At 57.7% G+C, this 17,476-nt stretch carries 14 protein-coding genes; 10 read left to right on the forward strand and 4 right to left on the reverse strand.

Going from position 1 to position 17,476, the window contains the following annotated elements:
- The first annotated feature begins 244 nt into the window (after positions 1–244).
- From hemA to ispG, 3 genes are all read left to right on the forward strand, one after another.
- Positions 245–1,468: a 5-aminolevulinate synthase gene (gene hemA / locus ACRZ96_RS00990; RefSeq protein ID WP_480705104.1), complete on the forward strand. Its 1,224-nt coding sequence runs from the start codon at positions 245–247 to the stop codon at positions 1,466–1,468.
- A 130-nt stretch (positions 1,469–1,598) separates the two neighbouring features.
- Positions 1,599–2,813 (forward strand): helix-turn-helix domain-containing protein, encoded by a 1,215-nt coding sequence (locus ACRZ96_RS00995; protein WP_480561364.1) that lies wholly within the window; start codon positions 1,599–1,601, stop codon positions 2,811–2,813.
- A gap of 70 nt (positions 2,814–2,883) precedes the next feature.
- Complete coding sequence (gene ispG / locus ACRZ96_RS01000) at positions 2,884–4,005, forward strand: flavodoxin-dependent (E)-4-hydroxy-3-methylbut-2-enyl-diphosphate synthase (protein ID WP_170396552.1); 1,122 nt, start codon at positions 2,884–2,886, stop codon at positions 4,003–4,005.
- Positions 4,006–4,011: 6 nt separating this feature from the next.
- Here the strand turns inward: ispG and ACRZ96_RS01005 are convergent, their stop codons facing one another.
- From ACRZ96_RS01005 to ACRZ96_RS01015, 3 genes are all read right to left on the reverse strand, one after another.
- Complete coding sequence (locus tag ACRZ96_RS01005) at positions 4,012–5,037, reverse strand: agmatine deiminase family protein (protein WP_480814150.1); 1,026 nt, start codon at positions 5,035–5,037, stop codon at positions 4,012–4,014.
- 67 nt (positions 5,038–5,104) lie between these two features.
- Positions 5,105–5,863, reverse strand: coding sequence for a DsbA family protein (locus ACRZ96_RS01010; RefSeq protein WP_480814151.1), 759 nt, complete (start codon positions 5,861–5,863; stop codon positions 5,105–5,107).
- Complete coding sequence (locus ACRZ96_RS01015; protein ID WP_480814289.1) at positions 5,860–7,245, reverse strand: M48 family metalloprotease; 1,386 nt, start codon at positions 7,243–7,245, stop codon at positions 5,860–5,862. Before ACRZ96_RS01015 ends, ACRZ96_RS01010 begins: the two co-directional genes overlap by 4 nt.
- Here ACRZ96_RS01015 and ACRZ96_RS01020 point away from each other — a divergent pair.
- The 7 genes from ACRZ96_RS01020 (at position 7,244) to ACRZ96_RS01050 (ending at position 16,543) form a co-directional block, all read left to right on the forward strand.
- On the forward strand, positions 7,244–8,407 hold the full coding sequence (locus ACRZ96_RS01020; RefSeq protein ID WP_480814152.1) for a pyridoxal phosphate-dependent aminotransferase: 1,164 nt from the start codon (positions 7,244–7,246) through the stop codon (positions 8,405–8,407). The genes ACRZ96_RS01015 and ACRZ96_RS01020 overlap by 2 nt on opposite strands.
- 66 nt (positions 8,408–8,473) lie before the next feature.
- Positions 8,474–9,694, forward strand: coding sequence for an N-acetylmuramoyl-L-alanine amidase (locus ACRZ96_RS01025; RefSeq protein ID WP_170512067.1), 1,221 nt, complete (start codon positions 8,474–8,476; stop codon positions 9,692–9,694).
- A 95-nt stretch (positions 9,695–9,789) separates the two neighbouring features.
- The gene (locus ACRZ96_RS01030) at positions 9,790–12,276 is read left to right on the forward strand and encodes a PBP1A family penicillin-binding protein (RefSeq protein WP_170396564.1); all 2,487 of its coding nucleotides are present in this window, start codon (positions 9,790–9,792) and stop codon (positions 12,274–12,276) included.
- Between the two features lie 89 nt (positions 12,277–12,365).
- Positions 12,366–13,493: a peptide chain release factor 2 gene (gene prfB / locus ACRZ96_RS01035; RefSeq protein WP_170403025.1), complete on the forward strand. Its 1,128-nt coding sequence runs from the start codon at positions 12,366–12,368 to the stop codon at positions 13,491–13,493.
- The gene (locus ACRZ96_RS01040) at positions 13,494–14,201 is read left to right on the forward strand and encodes a M50 family metallopeptidase (RefSeq protein ID WP_480705095.1); all 708 of its coding nucleotides are present in this window, start codon (positions 13,494–13,496) and stop codon (positions 14,199–14,201) included.
- 118 nt (positions 14,202–14,319) lie between these two features.
- On the forward strand, positions 14,320–15,717 hold the full coding sequence (locus tag ACRZ96_RS01045; RefSeq protein WP_480705093.1) for an amidase: 1,398 nt from the start codon (positions 14,320–14,322) through the stop codon (positions 15,715–15,717).
- A gap of 28 nt (positions 15,718–15,745) precedes the next feature.
- Positions 15,746–16,543, forward strand: coding sequence for a DUF2189 domain-containing protein (locus ACRZ96_RS01050; protein ID WP_480705091.1), 798 nt, complete (start codon positions 15,746–15,748; stop codon positions 16,541–16,543).
- Here the strand turns inward: ACRZ96_RS01050 and ACRZ96_RS01055 are convergent.
- On the reverse strand, positions 16,540–17,235 hold the full coding sequence (locus ACRZ96_RS01055; RefSeq protein ID WP_480705738.1) for a helix-turn-helix domain-containing protein: 696 nt from the start codon (positions 17,233–17,235) through the stop codon (positions 16,540–16,542). The two genes, ACRZ96_RS01050 and ACRZ96_RS01055, sit on opposite strands and share 4 nt — an antisense overlap.
- Between the last annotated feature and the right edge of the window lie 241 nt (positions 17,236–17,476).

Genomic DNA, 17,476 nt, shown 5'->3' on the forward strand with positions numbered 1-17,476 from the left:
TCCAGCAGGTTTCTGTGCTGGATCTGGGGGAAAGGCCTGCGGCGTTTCCTCGCGTCTTGTGGTCGTAACTTTGCTTGTCGGTTTAGGCGTTTGGCGTTATTTGATGCAAATCAAAGTTGGGTTCGGCTGTTCGGCTGTAGGCCAGTTGGACAGATGAACGCGACGCCATACTTCCAGCCCGGCTTGTGAAGGGGCGAAAAAAGTCGCCCGGGGCTACAATAACCGGGCATCCAAGGAGGGTCCGTTGGACTATACTGCTCAGCTCGATACAGCGATTGCCAGGCTGCATGACGAAGGACGTTATCGAACCTTTATCGATATTGAACGTCGGAACGGTCATTTTCCGTATGCGGTACGGACTTGTCCCGATGGTTCGCAGCAGAACATCACCGTGTGGTGTGGCAATGATTATTTGGGCATGGGTCAGAATCCTGTTGTTTTGGAGGCCATGCACGAGGCGGTGGAGGCCGCAGGCGCAGGCTCGGGCGGGACGCGCAACATTTCAGGCACGACAGTCTATCACAAACGGCTGGAAGCTGAATTGGCGGACTTGCACGGCAAAGAAGCCGCACTGCTATTCACGAGTGCCTATATCGCCAATGACGCGACACTCAGCACTCTGCCAAAACTGTTCCCCGGCCTGATTATATATTCCGATGCACTGAACCATGCGTCGATGATCGAAGGCGTGCGCCGCAACGGGGGTGCCAAACGCATCTTCCGCCACAATGACGTGGCACATCTGCGTGAGTTGCTGGAGGCTGATGACCCTGCAGCCCCCAAGCTGATCGCGTTTGAGTCGGTCTATTCGATGGATGGCGATTTCGGACCCATTGAAGAGATTTGCGATCTGGCCGATGAATTCGGTGCTTTGACCTATATTGATGAGGTTCACGCGGTTGGCATGTACGGCCCCCGCGGCGGGGGTGTAACCGAGCGTGATCGGTTGGCGCATCGCATTGACATCATCAACGGAACGCTTGCCAAAGCCTATGGTGTCATGGGCGGCTACATCGCGGCTAGTGCCAAGATGTGTGACGCCATCCGGTCCTATGCGCCGGGCTTCATCTTCACTACCTCGCTGCCACCTGCGGTTGCGGCAGGGGCGGCAGCCTCGGTGGCCTATCTCAAGCGCGCGCCTGAACTGCGCGAGCAGCACCAGACCCAGGCCAGCATTCTTAAGCTGAGGCTGAAAGGGCTTGGCATGCCTCTGATTGATCACGGCAGCCACATTGTGCCGGTGATCGTTGGCAACCCAGTCCACACCAAGAAGTTGAGCGATATGCTGCTGGATGACTATGGTATCTATGTGCAGCCAATCAATTTCCCGACCGTTCCGCGCGGCACCGAACGTCTGCGGTTTACGCCATCTCCGGTGCATGGACCCGACGAAATGAACCGTCTGGTGCAGGCGATGGACGAACTTTGGTCACATTGTGCGCTAAATCGCGCCGAACTTGCTGGATAACCTCACGCTAAAGTGTGCAACGAGTTTGCTGCGTGTTAAGCTTACGCTAACAAAAGAAGCGGACGAATCGTTATAGGGGCGATTCGACGTTTGCGCGTAACACGCGACAGGCATAGATGGGGCAGCAGGAATGATTGGGCGCAGATCACAGCGCGATTCCGAAGAAGACATGGACGTCAGACCCAAGGGTTTTGATGACTATGAGGTACGGCTTGGCGATGTCATGCGCGGCGAACGTGCAACGATGGGCAAGTCGCTTCTGGATGTGCAGCGTGAACTGCGAATCAAAGCCAACTACATCGCCGCCATCGAAAATGCAGATCCCGATGCCTTTGACACACCCGGCTTCATCGCCGGGTATGTGCGTTCATATGCCCGCTATCTGGGCATGAACCCCGATGAGACTTTTGCGACCTTCTGTCAGGAAAGCGGTTTCGAGGTTGCGCATGGCATGTCGGCTGAGGCGTCGGTGGTCAAAAAGGCGCAAGGTGGAGTGCCCTCACGCGGGCCGATGGGACGTGATCCGTTTGTCTCGCCCAGTACGCCTTATATACCGGGCCGCGAATCCGTAGTCAGCCAGATTGAACCGCGTGCTATTGGATCGACGCTGGTGCTGTTGGCCGTCATTGGCGGCATCGGTTATGGGGGCTGGTCGGTTTTGAACCGCATTCAGCAGGTGCAGGTCAGCCCGGTTGAGCAGGCCCCCGTTGTGCTTACAGACCTTGACCCGCTGGATGCCGCACAGGCCCGGCCCGAGGGAACCGAACTGGCCAGCGCCGAGGTGCCAAGCTCTGAAGCGCTGGATCGTCTGTATCGTCCGCAGGCGCTTGATGTGCCGGTGCTGGTGGCGCGGGATGCGCCGATTTCCACCCTTGATCCGCGCAATGTCGGAACGTTCCGCGCGCCTGAACCTCCGCAAATCAAAGTGACCGAAGTTCATACGGTTGAACGCCCGGCCTTGCCTCAAGTGGTTGAAAAGCTGGAAACGACGCTGAAGATCGTGGCCGTGAACCCTGCTTGGATGCGTGTCACGGCAGCCGATGGCAGCGTGATTTTCGAAGGAACTCTGGGCACCGTTGAGCAGGGCAGCACGTTTGAAGTGCCGCTCACCGAGGAACCCCCGCAACTGCGAGCAGGAGCTGCGGGGTCGGTCTATTTCTCGATGAATGGCGAACATTTTGGTCCTGTGGGCGCGCCGGGTACGGTGGCCAAAGGTGTTGTTCTGTCAAAAGATGCCGTTGCAGAAACCTTCGCAGTTGCCGATCTTGAGGCCGATCAGAACAGCGCACTCAAGCAACTGGTGGCCGAGTTGCAGACCGAGGCGGCAGAAGCGCCCGCCGAGTGATCTTGGCATTGCTCCCCAAGGGATGGCGAACTATCTAAGGGTCAATTCAGGCTGATCCGGATCGATCCTCATGTCGCTCAATCACGTGCGCCCCTGGCGCAATATCTATCGCCGCAAATCCCGCCAGATCATGGTTGGCAATGTGCCCGTCGGAGGTGACGCACCGATTGCCGTGCAGACCATGACCAACACGCTGACCACCGACGTGGCTGCGACCGTGGCACAGGTGCAGGCGGCAGCAGAGGCGGGGGCGGATATCGTGCGGGTCTCGGTCCCGGATGAGGCCTCGTCAAAAGCGCTGAAAGAGATCGTGCGCGAAAGCCCTGTTCCTATCGTGGCTGATATTCATTTCCACTACCGTCGCGGAATCGAATCCGCCGAGGCCGGTGCGGCCTGTCTACGGATCAATCCGGGCAATATCGGCGATGAAAAACGGGTGAAAGAGGTCATCAAAGCCGCGCGAGACCACAATTGCTCGATCCGGATCGGGGTGAACGCAGGGAGCCTGGAAAAGCACCTGCTTGAGAAATACGGCGAGCCGTGCCCCGAAGCGATGGTCGAGAGCGGGTTGGAGCATATCCGTATTCTCGAAGACAACGACTTTCACAATTTCAAGATCAGTGTGAAGGCCAGCGACGTATTCCTGTCAGCGGCGGCTTATCAGGGCATTGCCGAGGCGACGGATGCGCCCATCCATCTGGGCATCACCGAGGCCGGAGGGCTGGTCAGCGGCACCATCAAATCGGCCATCGGTCTGGGCAATCTGCTGTGGATGGGCATTGGCGACACGATCCGCGTCAGCCTGTCTGCTGATCCGGTGGAAGAGGTCAAGGTCGGCTATGAGATCCTGAAATCACTGGGCCTGCGCCATCGCGGCGTGAACATCATCTCATGCCCCTCCTGCGCGCGACAGGGTTTTGACGTAATCAAAACGGTTGAGGCGTTGGAGCATCGCTTGGAACACATCAAGACACCCATGAGCCTGTCGATCATCGGCTGTGTCGTGAACGGTCCGGGTGAGGCGCTGATGACCGATGTCGGTTTCACCGGTGGCGGGGCAGGCTCGGGCATGGTCTATCTGGCAGGCAAAGCCAGCCACAAGATGTCAAACGACCAGATGATTGATCACATCGTTGAAGAGGTCGAAAAGAAGGCAGCAGAGCTGGATGCGGCAGCTGAAGCTGCTGAGTAACAAGGCCTATGCAACAGGCATTTGCTGTGTTGCGCAGTGAATGCCGCCGCCCAGCTCGCCCAATACGTCGACATTCAATGCAATGATCTCGCGCCCGGGGTAGTGACGAGCTAGGGCCATCTGTGCAATCTCATCGGTTTCGCGGTCTCCGAACTGGGCCATCACGATGCCGCCATTACAAACATAGTAATTCGCATAAGACGCCACGAATTCGGGATCGTTAACTCGGCGCCTATTGGGTTCAGAGATCACCACAACCTGCAATCCTTCGGCGACGAGACGGTCATGAGTATCAAGGGCCGCGACATGAAACGGATCATCCATATCCGGCTCGTCTGGCAGGTTGATCAAAACGCGCCCAGGGCCGGTGAAGCGCGCCAGACTGTCGATGTGGTAATCGGTGATATCCTCGCCCCAGACCCCATCAGACCAGACCATGCGGTCAGCCCCATAGGCTGCCAGTAATCGGGATTCAATTTCGTTGCGTGACAGGTCTGGATTGCGGTTCTCATTCACCCACGAGCTTTCATGGGCCATGATCAACCCATGCCCGTCTTGTTCTACACCACCGGCCTCGCCCCTCAAGCCGGACGGAAGCAGGGGTAGGCCGAGGTGATCGGCAACCTTACTGGCGATTTGCGCATCGTGTTTGTGCACCTGTTTCCGGCCCCAGCCGTTGAACTGGATATGACTGACCGCAATCCCGCCTCGATTGTCGATCACGAAGATTGGACCTGCGTCGCGGCACCACAAATCTTCGGTTGGAACATCCCAGAGCTCGACTGATGAGGAGAGTTTTTGACGCGCATCCGCATGGTGCTTTCCCGCCGCAAGCATCGTCACGGGTTCAAAGGCGGAAATGGCGTTCGCGATTTCCGCGATGGTTTGTTGCACCATATCCAGAAAGATCTGGTCACGGTAAACTTTGCGGCTGACCGGCCATTGCATAAATGTGCGTTCGTGGGGCGCTTCTTCCGCCGGTACAAAGAAGTTTGAGGTGCGCTGAGCGAGGGTTTGCTTAGACAGGCCCATAAAACTCAGCGCACCTCCAGTGAGTAAGAGGTTCCGTCGATCCATGCTGGAAACCCACAGTGATGACTTAACCCTGTTCTGCCCGAACACCATTTGCGATCTGGAGCATTTGGTCTGCGGGCAGGTACCCGCGCATCATTTCGGTGCCCAGAACAAAGGACGGTGTGCCTGAAATCCGCAGCTTTTGCGCCAGATCGCGGGTTTTTGCGATTTCTTCGGTGACCTCATCGCTGTTCATTGCTGCGATGATCGCGTCGCTGTCCAGACCCAGCCCATCTGAAATCCGGCGCAGGGTCACCTCGGAGGGCTCGCCGCTGAATTCCAGCAGAGCGTCATGGACCTGCTTATAGGCATCGTCTCCCGCCACCTGTTTTGTTGCGATGGCAAAGCGGGATGACGCGACAGAGGCATCGCCCAGGATCGGCAATTCCTTAATCACAAGACGGATATTGCCGTCCTCGGCCAGCAGGGTGGCCACTTCGGGCACGGCGCGCCGGCAGTAACCGCAACGGTAGTCCATGAACTCGACCAGAGTAATATCGCCGTCCGGATTGCCACCGACCCAGCTGTAACCGTCATTAAAAAGCTCGTCAGCGTTGGCCGCGACAAGCTCCTTGTCAGCCTGAGCCTCGGCAACGGCATTGCGTTCCTCAAGGATGTTGATCGCCTCGAAGATCACTTCGGGGTTTTCCAGAAGGTATTCGCGCACTTGTGCGCCAAACTCGGCCTTCTCGGCGTCGCTCATCGCGTTCAGTTCCAGCGCCTGCGCAGGACCAGTGATCAGGGAAAGACCCAATAGGGCCGGTGCAGCATGTCTCAGGATCATTTCCGTTTCCTCTTTTTCTTCTTCTTTGCGCGCTCCGAGGCAATCAACACATCCTGTGCCCTTTGCCAACCCGGAGAGCCTTCGGGGAGCTGTGCAACAGCCCGTTTAGCATGTATGCCCGCATCATCAAGTCGGCCCTGCAGCGCATAGCGTTCTGCAGTCACCGCAGACGCCATTCCGTTGTTGCCCACCTGCGAATAGGCAGAACCCAGATCCCGCATCAGCCGGGCATTGCGGTAGTCGCGTGCGCGCGCCTTTTCAAGCACTTGCAGGGCTTTCTTCGTCTTGCCATCCGCCAGCAAAGCACGTCCGTAACCGGCGAGGATCAGGGCATTGTTGGGCGCCATATCAACGGCTGCACCGTAGGCATCCACAGCTTCGGGCACGCGCCGGTTCTCCAATAGAATCTGGCCCTTCAATTCATAAAAAAACGGATCGTCAGGGCGAATCTCCAGCGCACCATCGATTGCGGCGCGGGCACGGGCGAGATCGCGATTTTGATGATGGGCCGATGCCTCGCGCATCAGGCGTATGTCACGATCTTTTTCTTCGCCCGCGCGACGCATGGTCCAGGTCGGGGATCGAAGAAAGGCTGACAACTTACCTTTGATCCGCGCGAACCAGTAATCGGCATTTGCGTTTTGCTCTGCCTTGTCGCCGAATTCGTTCAGAAAGACCTCGGCGGCGCGCAAACGTTCGCGGCTGGTAGGGTGTGAGCGCATGTAGGGGTCTTGATTGACGGGGTTCAACAGCTCTTGCCCCGCGAACTTACGGTGCAGGTTGACCATCCCGTGCGGAGATACTCCCGCCCAACGCAAATAGCTGGCAGCACTTCGATCCGCCGAGGCTTCTTCGGCCCGCGTATGGCCCAGAAAGCTTCGCAGCGCCGAGGCTTGTGTGCCCGCTGCAATTCCTGCTGCAGCTTCTCCGCCACCTGCGGCCGCGGCTGCAAGCGCTAAAAGCGTCCCAAGCTGCGCGTTACGTTGCGCCGCGCGCAGGTTCTCTGAGCGTCTGGCCAGGTGGCCGTTGGCGATGTGCGCGGCCTCGTGTGCGATCACCGCTTGCAGCATCTCGGGCGTATCGACGCTTAGGATCAAGCCATAGTTGATATAGATCGTGTTGTAATCGATCACGAAGGCATTGAACGTACCATCATTGACGATCAGTACGCGCACCCGGTTGGTGTTCAGGCCAGCGGCCCGCAGGATCGGAAAGGCGAGCTCTTGCAGCCCGTGTTCAATGTCGGGATCGCGGATAAGGCTTTGCGCGCTGGCCTGCATGGCGCTGATCGACCATGTCACTGCCAGCAGCAACACGGCCGGGATTGACGCCAGCCGGGATAAGCGTTCAAAAGCCATGGCTGCAACATGGGAGATGGCCATGAGAAACTCAACCCGTTCCGGGGTCGATCCCTTCATCGTGATGGACGTGATGGAGGCCGCGCGCAAGGCGGAAGAAGCCGGGCGGCATGTCGTTCACATGGAAGTAGGTCAACCGGGGACCGGCGCACCCAAAGGGGCAACCGAAGCATTGGCGATGGCCATGGAACAAGGGCCGCTTGGGTATACGGTGGCTTTGGGTTTGCCCGCTCTTCGTCAGCGGATCGCGCAGATGTATGGTGAATGGTATGGCGTTGATCTCAATCCAGAACGGGTGGTCATCACACCGGGATCATCGGGCGGGTTTTTGCTCGCCTTTACCGCTCTGTTCGACAGCGGTGATCGGGTGGGGATTGGTGCCCCGGGATATCCCTCATATAGGCAAATCCTGAAAGCATTGGGTTTGGTGCCGGTAGACTTGCCGACAGCACCGGAAAACCGGCTGCAGCCGGTGCCCGCCGATTTCACGGGGCTTGATTTGCAGGGATTGATGGTTGCCTCGCCTGCCAACCCGACTGGGACAATGCTGGATCATGCGGCGATGCAGGCGCTGATCGAAGGCGCACAGGGGCAGGGCGCATCATTCATCAGTGATGAGATTTATCACGGGCTGGAATACGAGGCCAAAGCCGTCACTGCGCTGGAGCTGACGGATGAGTGCTATGTGATCAACTCATTCTCCAAATATTTCTCGATGACCGGTTGGCGCGTTGGCTGGATGGTTGTGCCCGAAGATCAGGTACGGGTGGTTGAGCGGATTGCCCAGAACATGTTCATCTGCGCGCCTCACGCCAGTCAGGTGGCCGCATTGGCAGCTATGGATTGTAACGACGAATTGCAGGCAAATCTGGATGTATACCGCCGCAATCGTCTGTTGATGCTGGACGGGTTGCCCAAGGCCGGTTTTACCAATATCGCACCGCCGGATGGGGCGTTTTATGTTTACGCGGATGTCTCAGACTTGACCGATGACAGCCGGGCATTTGCAGCCGAGATTCTCGACAAAGCCGGGGTTGCCGTGACGCCGGGGCTGGATTTCGACCCAGTACGCGGGCACACGACGCTGCGATTTTCCTATGCGCGATCGACCGAAGACATTCAGGATGGGCTGGATCGGCTGCAACGTTTTATGGCCAAGCGGGGTGCGATCCCGCAATCGGCCTAAAGCGTTCACAAAGGCGGCGTCATGCGATAGGCTCTGCCTCAAACGATCTCGGGATAACTTGAGGCCATGAGCAGGATTTTCTACGCAATCGCCCTGATATGGGCGCTGACTGGTGCTGCTGTCGCGCAGGACTTTAGCGCGCTTGCACGCGTCCTTCCGGACCAGAGCGGAATCGTCGATGATGGCAATACCGGCGTAAGGGTCGAACTTGGGTTGACTCAAGGCGTGCCATACCGCGTGTTCACACTGCGCGATCCATACCGCGTGGTGCTGGATTTCCAAGAGGTCGACTGGTCTGGCCTGAACCGCGAGACCTTTCTGCAAACCAGCCGGATCAGCGGTGTTCAATTCGGCGCATACGTGCCCGGTTGGTCGCGTCTGGTGTTGGAGCTGGGCGCTCCGCTGGCGGTGGAAACAGCTGATCTGCGGGTTGATCAGGCGACGGGCACTGCTCAACTATCGCTGCACCTAAAAGGCACTGATTTTGACAGTTTTGCAGCCAGCGCAGGTGCCCCCCGTCAGCCCGGCTGGGATTTGCCGGAACCCGCAGTGACACCGGCACTGCCACGGCGCGACGGTGTGCGGGCGGTACGGGTCATGCTGGATCCCGGGCATGGCGGCATTGATCCCGGGGCAGAATTCGCTGATACAAATGAGAAAACACTGATGCTAACGTTCGCGCGAGAGCTGCGAGAGGCGCTGCTGCGTACCGGCGGTTTCGAAGTGGTGATGACGCGTGTTGACGATCAATTCGTCTCGCTCGAACGCCGTATCTCGCTGGCACATCAGGCCGGGGCCGACGTGTTTATCTCACTGCACGCGGATTCGCTTTCCGAAGGGCTGGCGCATGGGTCGGTCGTCTACACTCTTTCAGAGGAAGCTTCAGACGTTGCCAGTCAAAAGCTGGCCGAACGGCATGACCGGAGTGATTTGATCGCAGGCATTGATCTCAGCGGTGCGGACGATCAGGTCGCTGATGTGTTGCTGGATCTGGCTCGGCAAGAGACCGTGCCACGCAGTAGCGCACTGGCGCGCTCGCTGGTGGATGGAATGACGCAGCAGGGAGGCCCGATGAATCGTCGTCCGCTACGTTCTTCGTCGTTTTCGGTGTTGAAGGCAGCAGATATCCCATCGGTTCTGGTTGAGTTGGGTTTTTTGTCCAGCCCGCGCGATTTCAAGAACATCTCTGATCCGAACTGGCGCGCATCCATGGCGCATGGGCTTGTGCAGGGGCTTGAGAACTGGCGTCGGGACGATCTGGTGAAGCGATCTCTGATCGGACAATGACGCAGCGGCGCAAAACAGCCATTGTAGCCTTTCGTGTTTTGACCCTGCGCGGGGGCGACACTATATAGGCGTCATCGCGAGTAAAAGGCAGTAACGTGATCCGGTTCATTCTTTCGTTCTTCGGGGCAATTTTCAGTCTCGTGACCTTAGGTATTTTTATGGCCGCGCTGGTCGTTGGCGCGGTGTTCTGGATGTATGGCCGAGACCTGCCCAGCCACGAGTCATTGGCGCAATACAAACCACCGACGATCAGCCGGATTTACTCGGGTGAGGGCCAGCTGATCGACGAATTTGCACAGGAGCGCCGCCTGTTCACGCCGTCCGAGGAAATTCCCGATCTGGTAAAACAAGCGTTTATCTCGGCGGAAGACAAGAATTTCTATACCCATCAGGGCTATGACCCGCGGGGTATCATTGCTGCCGGGGTCGAGGCCGTGCGCACCAAGGGCGAAACCGTACGTGGTGCATCAACGATTACACAGCAGGTGATGAAGAACTTCCTGCTGTCCGGCGACCGCCGGGCCGAGCGCAAGATCAAGGAAATTATCCTCGCCACCCGGCTTGAGGATACCTTGGACAAGGAACAGATCCTCGAGCTGTATATGAACGAGATCTTTCTGGGTCAGAACTCTTATGGTGTGACCGCTGCTGCGCAGACCTATTTCAACAAAACTCTGCAGGAACTGGCCCCGCATGAGGCCGCGATGCTGGCGGCGATGCCCAAGGCACCATCGGACTACCATCCTGTGCGGCAGAAAGAACGTTTGCTGAACCGCCGCAACTATGTGCTGCGCGAGATGCAACAGAACGGCTATATCGATCAGGCCACCTATGAGACCGAAGTCGAGATGCCTTTGCGTTCGGTTCAGAACGGCGATTTTGAGAGCTTCCGCACTGCACTGCCGCCGCGTGACTATTTCACCGACGAAATCCGTCGCCAGTTGAGCGAGGATTTTGGCGAGGGTGAGTTTTTCACTGGCGGTTTCACCGTACGCGCCTCGGTGGATGAGGAAATGCAGGTCGAAGCGGCGAAAGCCCTGCGCACGGCGCTGCAGAAATACGACCGCTCTCGTGGGCGGTGGCGCGGCACAGGCGAGGTCATCGCCGAGGAGAAGCTGGCGGATGAAGCACAGTGGCGCGAGGCGCTGGCGATCATGGAAATCCCCCGCGACGTGGTGCTGCCGACGCAGTGGTATCCTGCCGTTGTTCTGAACGTGGCCGACCAATCCCTGACCGTCGGGATCGAAGATGGCCCAGCAGATGGCACCGTCCCGCGCGAAGACATCAAGTGGATGCAGGGCAATTTCCAGGACAATTTCAAACGCGGCGATGTCATTCTGGTAATGGCTGGCGAAGAGGGGCAGTGGTCTGCCCGTCAGGTGCCAGAAGTGCAGGGCGGCTTTGTCGCGATGGACGTGAATTCGGGCCGTGTTCTGGCGATGCAGGGCGGGTTCTCGTATCAGGATACCGTGTTTAACCGCGCCACTCAGGCACAGCGCCAACCCGGGTCGAGCTTCAAACCGTTCGTTTATGCAGCGGCGCTAGACAGCGGATACAGCCCCGCAACGATCGTTGTGGATGCGCCGATTGAAGTGAATACACCGCAGGGACTGTGGCGACCCAAGAACTCGACGAACAAGTTTTACGGTCCAACGCCCTTGCGTACCGGGATCGAACAGTCGCGGAACCTGATGACCATCCGTCTGGCGCAAGAAGTCACAATGCCCGTGGTCGCAGGCTATGCCGAGCGGTTTGGCGTTTATGACCGGATGGGTGCGTTCCTTGCGAACTCGCTAGGGTCTGAAGAGACTACGCTGTACAAAATGGTCGCTGCCTATGCGATGTTCGCCAATGGTGGCGAGCGGGTTGAACCCACACTGGTCGACCGTATTCAGGACCGGTTTGGCAAGACCATCTATCGCCATGACGATCGCCAGTGCGTCGATTGTAACTCTAGCTGGCTTGAGCCTGATGAATCGCCCACGATCCTCACCGATCGCAGCCAGGTCATGGATGCCATCACCGCCTACCAATTGACGTCGATGATGAAGGGCGTGGTTGATCGCGGCACTGCATCACGTGTTGTGAACCTGCCCGTGCCCACAGCGGGCAAGACCGGCACCACGAACGAATCCAAGGATGCGTGGTTCATCGGTTTCACCTCAAATATCGTGGCCGGTTGCTACATCGGTTATGACCGCCCGCGCCCTATGGGCCGAGGAGCCTACGGCGGCACCTTGTGCGGTCCTGTGTTCCAAAGCTTTATGGAAAAAGCAGTCGAGAAATACGGCGGTGGCCCGTTCGAGGTGCCTCCGGGTGGCCATTTCATCAAGATTGACCGGTTCAGCGGCGCGCGCCTGCCAGAAGACGCGAGTGGAGAATATGTGGTCGCCGAGTATTTCCGTGATGGCGTGGATGGTTTTATCGATCGCGTCTATGACGGTGGCTTCGCGATGGGATCTGACCTGCCGTTGTTTGAAGAGGCAAGTTCGGGCCGTCAGGTGACCACCTCAACCGGGGATACGATCACGGTTGGCCCCAATGCCAGCCAGGGCGATCTGCAGGGCGGCGGGCTTTACTGATCCGCCCAAGTTTCCCGGCTCAGTCGTCTTGTGGTGCCTCGCACCTCTTGCTATCACGCACACCTGATTGAGCAAGTTGGGACCTGACCATGCGCGCCGAAACCCAGAATATTGTGGCGGAAATCGAAAAGTCGCTAGAGCTGCTGGCGCAGCGCATGGACTATGAAACAGCGCCGCACCGGTTGGAGGAATTCAACGCGCGTGTTGAAGATCCGAACCTGTGGGACAATCCTGAGAACGCGCAGAAATTGATGCGCGAACGGCAGTTGCTGGTCGACGCCATCGAGACCTACGAATCCATCAAGACCGATCTCAGCGACAATATCGAGCTGATCGAACTGGGCGAGATGGAAGAGGACGAAGAGGTCGTAACCGACGCCGAAGAAGCGATCAAAAAGCTGCAGACCAAGGCCGCAAAGAAAGAGCTTGAGGCGCTGCTTGATGGCGAAGCGGACGGCAATGATACCTTCCTTGAGATCAACTCGGGCGCGGGCGGTACGGAAAGCTGCGACTGGGCCTCGATGCTGGCGCGGATGTATGTCCGCTGGGCCGAGAAAAAGGGCTATACGGTCGAACTGCAATCCGAGACAGCGGGGGAAGAGGCGGGGATCAAGTCCGCCGCCTACAAGATCACTGGCCACAACGCCTATGGCTGGTTGAAATCGGAAAGTGGCGTGCACCGTCTGGTGCGTATCTCTCCGTTCGACTCGGCGGCCAAGCGTCATACCTCGTTCAGTTCGGTCTGGGTTTATCCTGTGGTGGATGACAATATTGAGATTGAGGTGAACCCGGCCGATATCCGCGTAGATACCTATCGGTCGTCCGGTGCCGGTGGTCAGCACGTGAACACCACCGACTCGGCGGTTCGGATTACGCATATTCCAACCGGAATTGTGGTGACCAGTTCCGAGAAATCGCAGCACCAGAACCGAGATATTGCCATGAAGGCGCTCAAGTCCCGGCTGTACCAGCAAGAGCTGGATCGCAGAAACGCCGAGATCAACGCCGCCCACGAAGCCAAGGGCGATGCGGGTTGGGGCAACCAGATCCGGTCTTACGTGCTGCAGCCCTATCAGATGGTCAAAGACTTGCGGACCAATCATGAAACATCCGACACCAAAGGTGTGCTGGATGGCGATCTGGATGGTTTCATGGCGGCGACACTGGCCCTGAATGTCTCGGGCAAAAGCCGGTCCGAGGCGCAGGGCGAGGGCTAATTGCGGCAGTCCCTGACCTCGGCTGTGAACCTGATCAAGGGCCACTGGCAATTGATCGCAATTGTCGCGTTGGTGTTTGTGTTCTGGAACACGATGCTGGTGCTTCCGTTGAAAATCCTGGTTGTGTTCCTGCATGAGCTTTCACATGCCGGTGCCATTATCCTGACCGGTGGTTCGGTTGAAAGTTTCTCGGTCTCTCCACAACAAGGTGGTCTGGTTATTGGCCGAGGAGGCAATCGGTTTGTCAGTCTGTCAGCGGGATATCTTGGGTCCTTGATGCTTGGGATGGGCCTGCTGATGATCGCCCTGCGCACCAATGCCGATCGGGCTGCGCTTGGTCTCTTTGGGGGAGTCATGCTGATTATTGCGCTCCTGTATATCCGGGAACCGTTTGCCATGGCGTTCAGCGCGGGCTGTGGAGCGGTGATGCTGGCCACCGCGTGGTTCCTGAACCGCAACCTGTGTGATCTGATTCTACGGGTCATCGGGCTGACCAGCATGATCTACGTTCCGTTTGACATTTTCGATGACACGATCCGACGCGCGGGATTGCGATCAGATGCATATATGCTGGCTGAAGAATTCGGCGGAACCACCATGATGTGGGGCGGGTTGTGGCTGGTGCTTAGTCTGGTGATGATCGTCTTTGGTCTGAAGAATGTGCTGGGCCGCGATAGCAATGTGCGGATCGACCTCAGTATCAGATGATGCGCGCTCTTGCGCCGCTCTTCTTCGCGAAATTCTAAAAAGATACATTTAAACAGTGGCTTTAAATGGTCCGAGCACGTCGCTAGGCTGATGACGAGCAGCCAAAGGACCAACCCGCATGGATTTGACCAGAGCATCCGCGACGGACATCCTTGACGCCTTGTCCCGCCGACAGCTTTCAGCTGCAGAACTGATGCGCGCGACGCTGGATCGGATCGCCCAGGTGAACGGTGAGGTAAACGCGATTGTCGCGCTGCGGGATGAAGACGCTTTGATGGCCGAGGCGCGGGCGGCGGATGCCGCGTCATCTCGCGGCGCGCTGCACGGGTTGCCGATAGCGGTGAAAGATCTGGTAAATGTGGCAGGGATCACTTCGACACAGGGTTCGCCATTGTTCAAGGATCATGTGCCGCAAACTGACGATCTGCTGGCCGCCCGGCTAAGGGCTGCTGGGGCAATTCTGATCGGTAAGACCAACACGCCGGAATTCGGACTGGGTTCGCATACGTTCAATCCTGTCTATGGTGCAACCCGCAACCCTTATGATCCCACGAAAACCTGTGGAGGTTCGTCGGGCGGTGCAGCAGTGGCGTTGGCGACTGGAATGCTGGCGCTGGCAGACGGCTCGGACATGATGGGCAGCCTGCGCAACCCGGCCGCATGGAACAACGTCTACGGGTTCAGGCCAAGTTGGGGGCGCGTTCCGTCTGAGCCAGTTGGGGACAGTTATCTGCATCAGCTTTCAACACTGGGGCCCATGGCGCGCAGCCCCGAAGACATCGGGCTATTGCTTGACGTCATATCCGGCCCCGATCCAAGGATGCCATTAAGCACAGAGGTCGAGCGCGTGTCGCCCGTTCAAGCGGCTGATCTGACAGGGATGCGCATAGGCTGGTTGGGCGACTGGGGCGGGGCGTTTCCATGCGAAGAGGGTATCCTCGCGCTATGCCGCGATGCGTTGCACGTTTTCGAAGAACGCGGTGCGCGAGTTGAGGCGCTTGCACCCCCGTTTGACGCGGACCTGATCTGGGACAGTTGGATTACTCTGCGCTCCTGGTCAGTGGCCGCAGGGTTGGAGCCTTTGGCGAAGAAGAAATCATCACTCAAAGACACCGCTCAATGGGAATTGGAGCGAGGCCTGGCGCTCAGCGCGATGGATGTGCACCGGGCCAGTGTGAACCGGTCTGACTGGCACAAGCGGGCGGTGGAGCTTTTCGAAGACTATGACGCTTTGGTGTTGCCCGCAGCGCAGGTCTGGCCGTTCGAGCTTGAAACGCCGTACCCAACCGAAATCAAGGGGCAGGGGATGGATACCTACCATCGCTGGATGCAGGTCGTGACACCCGTCAGCCTTTTAGGGTTGCCCTGTCTGGGTGCGCCTGTCGGTTTCGGACCACAAGGGCTGCCGATGGGAATGCAGCTGTTCGGTCCGCGTGGTGCAGATGCGCGGATCTTGTCGATTGGGGCGGCATATCATTCTGCAACGCTTTGGCCTCAGAAACGACCCGCCATTTAGAACAACCGCCCGGGAGGAGAAAACAAGAATGGATAAACCCTTTGGTGTGCCGACGCTGAAACCCGTCGATTCCGCGATACTGAAAGAGGCACTGCGCCGAGCGTGGCAGGATTATCGCCGCGCGCCGCTTTTTGGGCTTCTGTTTGCGGGCTTCTACGTGCTGGCCGGGTGGCTGATGGCGTGGGTCACGCTGCAGACGGGAACGTCGTTCTGGCTGGTTTTGGCCGCGATCGGCTTTCCCCTGATCGGGCCGTTTGCTGCCGTGGGATTGTATGAGGTCTCGCACCGGCTGGAACAGGGCGAGCCGTTGAATCCCGGTGCGATATTCGGCGTGGTCATACAGCAAAGCCGAAGGCAACTGCCGTCGATCTGCGCCATTATCGTGGTGATCTTTCTGTTCTGGTTCTTTCTGGGCCACATGATCTTTGCGCTGTTCATGGGGCTGTCGACGATGACCAATATTTCAACATCATTTGAGGTGTTCCTGACTCCCAATGGGCTGAGCATGTTGGTACTGGGCACACTGGTCGGGGCCGTATTTGCAATCATTCTGTACATGATCACCGTGCTGTCGATTCCTATGCTGCTGGATCGTGAGCTGGATTTTGTGACCGCGATGATCACCAGCTTTGCCTATGTAAAAGCGAACATGGGTGTGATGCTGGCGTGGGGGGCCTTCATCGCGATCATCACTTTTTTGGCGATGATCCCTTGGTTCCTGGGCCTGTTTATCGTCCTGCCTTTGCTGGGGCATGCCAGCTGGCATCTTTATCGCTTGATCTTGGAAAACGATGCGTCCGGGGCTGCTCAGCCGAAACCCTCTTAAATCTGTCCGTTTAAGTCAGGCCCTGATGAATTGTGCGCCTTTCGGGCCGATTGAAGTGCTGCGGACAAATCATGCCCAAGGTGATGCAGCGTAAGCCGTCTTATATCGGATCCACTGCCAACGGCCAACCGATACACATAACCCGACCATTCCTGAGGTGCCCATTCAGGCGGAACGTTTAGAACCATCATTCTGCAATCCTGTGCGCCGGGCCGGGACATCAATGCGCAGACTTGTCTGCCGATGTGAGAAACGATGCCCTGAACCTCACGCGTGGGGGCGGAGCATCCGGGCATCTGCGACAAGGGCTCATAGCTGCGTAACAAGGTGCAATGCCGAATGCGGCGGATAAACAGCAGCCGGTGCAGTGTTGGTTCGCGTCGGTTTGGCGGGGCCTCAGCGGCGTGATAAAATCCGGTCGCCATAGTTTTTTCTGACCCGGTGACGAGAAATCGATCGATGATTTCTGATGCGGGATGAGCGGCGACCGGTTCTATTTCATCCAAAGGTTTCAGCAGGATACGCGCGTCGATATCGAAGAATCGACACATCCGGTCCAGCACATCCGGCCTGGGAAAACTTTCACCTGACAGATAGCGATTAAACTGAGTTCGATTGATACCCAATTGGCGGCAAAGCTCTGAAACCGACCGATAACTGTTTGCGAGCTGCCTGAGGTTGGCTCCGAACATGCTGCGCAATTCTGCGGGGCTGCGATTGATGTCGGTCACTTCTGTCCCAGATTTCCGTTTGTATCTTCAGCAAAAACAGGTTTGCGGCGGCACAGCGGCCGCGCAGTATTCAGAAATCGTAAAGTTGACCCCAACGGGCGCTGCAAAGCGCCTCGCTACGCGTCACAGGCTAGTCTGATGATAAGCAAAATCAATAGGCTTTCAGCCTATTTGCATGATCTTTTTCATGCTGTTGCTCATA

This window comes from Ruegeria sp. CF1 (assembly GCF_056537445.1).

Excerpts from the sequence above, each read along its gene's own strand:
- ACRZ96_RS00995 (WP_480561364.1), top strand. The coding sequence starts at position 1,599 with ATGATTGGGCGCAGATCACAGCGCGATTCCGAAGAAGACATGGACGTC.
- ispG (WP_170396552.1), top strand. The coding sequence starts at position 2,884 with ATGTCGCTCAATCACGTGCGCCCCTGGCGCAATATCTATCGCCGCAAA.
- ACRZ96_RS01005 (WP_480814150.1), bottom strand. The coding sequence starts at position 5,037 with ATGGGCCTGTCTAAGCAAACCCTCGCTCAGCGCACCTCAAACTTCTTT.
- ACRZ96_RS01010 (WP_480814151.1), bottom strand. The coding sequence starts at position 5,863 with ATGATCCTGAGACATGCTGCACCGGCCCTATTGGGTCTTTCCCTGATC.
- ACRZ96_RS01020 (WP_480814152.1), top strand. The coding sequence starts at position 7,244 with ATGAGAAACTCAACCCGTTCCGGGGTCGATCCCTTCATCGTGATGGAC.
- ACRZ96_RS01015 (WP_480814289.1), bottom strand. The coding sequence starts at position 7,245 with ATGGCCATCTCCCATGTTGCAGCCATGGCTTTTGAACGCTTATCCCGG.
- ACRZ96_RS01025 (WP_170512067.1), top strand. The coding sequence starts at position 8,474 with ATGAGCAGGATTTTCTACGCAATCGCCCTGATATGGGCGCTGACTGGT.
- prfB (WP_170403025.1), top strand. The coding sequence starts at position 12,366 with ATGCGCGCCGAAACCCAGAATATTGTGGCGGAAATCGAAAAGTCGCTA.
- ACRZ96_RS01045 (WP_480705093.1), top strand. The coding sequence starts at position 14,320 with ATGGATTTGACCAGAGCATCCGCGACGGACATCCTTGACGCCTTGTCC.
- ACRZ96_RS01050 (WP_480705091.1), top strand. The coding sequence starts at position 15,746 with ATGGATAAACCCTTTGGTGTGCCGACGCTGAAACCCGTCGATTCCGCG.
- ACRZ96_RS01055 (WP_480705738.1), bottom strand. The coding sequence starts at position 17,235 with ATGTTCGGAGCCAACCTCAGGCAGCTCGCAAACAGTTATCGGTCGGTT.